A 1782-nucleotide genomic window follows, 5' to 3' on the forward strand; every position below is an offset into this window, starting at 1 on the left:
GGATATTCGTTCGCTCTTTTCAAAACCAAAGTGTCAGCGAAATTGCAGCTTTTGAATATTCTGGATAAATCAATTTATTTGAATGACGGTTATCCCCTGCCAGGTAGGGAAATTCGATTTGTTTTTGGTTTTCAGAAATAAATTTTACCGTAATCAGATGTAGTCCACTTTAGAAGTGGACTACATCTTTGAAATTTAACCACAGAGATCTCAAAGGAGGCACAGAGTTCACAGAGCCCCACACCCACCAAAACTTTTAAAAAATCTGCGAAGGGATTGGGTTCCAAAAATTCTGTGCTTCTGTGGCTAACAATCTAAATTTTTAAAAACGCCCGAATTCATTCGGGTGGCAAAGACTGTAAATAACGTCAAATCAGATAACTGCTTCAGCAGTTTCAAAATCAGAAGTCAAACGCAAAATAAAAATTCAAATTTCCCATGAAGCAAAAAATGTCCAAAATATTTTCCGCCACTTCTCTAACAATGGCTCTGATACTCGCTTTGCTTTTCTCCTGCAATAAAAAATCAGAGCCACCGGCAAAAAAATCGGGAAACACTGAAGCGCCGAGGCGAATTGTCTCATTATCTCCCAGCACAACAGAGATCCTTTACTCGCTCAATCTGGACGATCGCGTGGTCGGAGTCACTGATTTTTGCAATTACCCGCCGGAAGCCAAACAAAAGACCAGACTCGGCGGGTTTCTTGATCCTAACTTTGAAGCCATTGCCTCGCTGAAGCCAGACATGGTTTTCATTCTGCCGGAACAGCAAAATGTGAGGAATTTTCTCAAAGAGATGAAAATTCCTTTTCGCATCGTCAACAACAAAACCGTGGCTGATATTTTGGGTGCGATTAAAATCATCGGCAACGTCTGCCATGCGCGAAAACAGGCGATGGCGCTCGTTGACAGTTTAGCCGGACGCATTGAAAAAATTCGCAAACTCACGCAAGGAAAAAACAGACCCAAAGTGCTCGTTTCCATTGGCAGAAGCATCGGAAACGGAACTCTGGCGGATGTTTACGCTGCCGGAGAAAATACCTATTATTCCGAATTGATACGCATCGCCGGGGGGCAAAATGCGCTGCAGAACAAATCTGTGGCTTACCCTCTGTTGTCGGGAGAAGGGCTTGTTAAATTGAATCCGGACATCATCGTTGACATCATATTTGGCGCTGCCGAGGATTCAATTGCCGCAAAGGCAGCCAAAAAGGATTGGCAGCAGCTACCGCAGATTAAAGCTGTGCGGGAAAATCGAATTTTTGTGATTAATGCCAGCTATGCGGTCATTCCGGGTCCCAGATTTATCCAATTGCTGGATACATTGGCGCGGATCATTCATCCTGAAATCGATTGGGAAAATCATGAGAAAACTACAAATTGACATTCGAAATCTCACCCTGCAATTCAATGGCAAACCCATTTTGCGGGATGTCTCATTTCAGATATTTGAGCAGGACTATCTGTCAATCATAGGTCCCAACGGTGCAGGAAAAACGAGCTTGCTCAAATGTTTGATGCGCATTTATCCAATTACCTCAGGTGAAATTTTCTTTTTGGGAAAGCCGCTTCAGGAATTCAGCCAGAAAAATTTAGCCCGGCTTATCAGTTACGTGCCGCAGAGCGATGGCCGATATCTTCCGCTCACAGTGCTGGATTTTGTGCTGCTCGGAAGATACCCGCATCTCCATCCATTTGGGTCTTTCACGAAAGAAGACTTGAAAATTGCGCGCGATGCGCTGGAAATCACGCAAATTTCTCATCTCAGCCAGCGCCAACTTTC

The 1782-nt window shown here is 44.0% G+C and carries 3 protein-coding genes; all 3 read left to right on the top strand.

Annotated features, from left to right (window positions below; translation table 11 throughout):
- Window positions 1–141, top strand: a 141-nt coding sequence (locus GXO74_16820) for a hypothetical protein (GenBank protein NOZ63319.1), incomplete at its 5' end; no start/stop codon positions are given.
- 309 nt (window positions 142–450) lie between these two features.
- Complete coding sequence (locus GXO74_16825) at window positions 451–1383, top strand: ABC transporter substrate-binding protein (GenBank protein NOZ63320.1); 933 nt, start codon at window positions 451–453, stop codon at window positions 1381–1383.
- On the top strand, window positions 1364–1782 hold a 419-nt coding region (locus tag GXO74_16830; GenBank protein ID NOZ63321.1), incomplete at its 3' end, for an ABC transporter ATP-binding protein. The genes GXO74_16825 and GXO74_16830, both read left to right, overlap by 20 nt.

The sequence above is a fragment of the Calditrichota bacterium genome (assembly GCA_013152715.1).
Lineage (GTDB): Bacteria > Zhuqueibacterota > Zhuqueibacteria > Thermofontimicrobiales > Thermofontimicrobiaceae > 4484-87.

Bases quoted from the DNA above. Each gene is read 5' to 3' on its own strand.
- GXO74_16825 (NOZ63320.1), top strand. From the start codon at position 451: ATGTCCAAAATATTTTCCGCCACTTCTCTAACAATGGCTCTGATACTC.